This window comes from Rhodanobacter spathiphylli B39, from assembly GCF_000264295.1.
Lineage (GTDB): Bacteria > Pseudomonadota > Gammaproteobacteria > Xanthomonadales > Rhodanobacteraceae > Rhodanobacter > Rhodanobacter spathiphylli.
Genome location: NZ_AJXT01000090.1, coordinates 1 through 212, shown reverse-complemented (window position 1 = coordinate 212; position 212 = coordinate 1). Strand labels below are relative to the sequence as shown.

The following is a 212-nucleotide window of genomic DNA, read 5'->3' as shown; positions in this document are numbered from 1 at the left end:
TCGAGGGCCATGATGGTGTTGCTGGACAACCGTCACTACGAAGAGGAAGTCTCCATGAGCACTATAACCATCGGGGTGGATTTGGCGAAGAGCGTGTTTTCGGTGTGCGAGGTGGAAGCCTCCGGCCGCGTCGTGCGGCGGCTGGATCTCAAGCGTGATGCGTTTGCGACCTGGCTGGCGCAGTGCCCAGCGGGCACGGTGGTGGCGATGGA

General features: G+C 61.8%; 1 pseudogene. It reads left to right on the top strand.

The features are described 5' to 3' along the window. Positions 1-54 precede the first annotated feature (54 nt). A pseudogene (locus tag UU7_RS17080) lies at positions 55-212 on the top strand (IS110 family transposase); the annotation flags it as partial.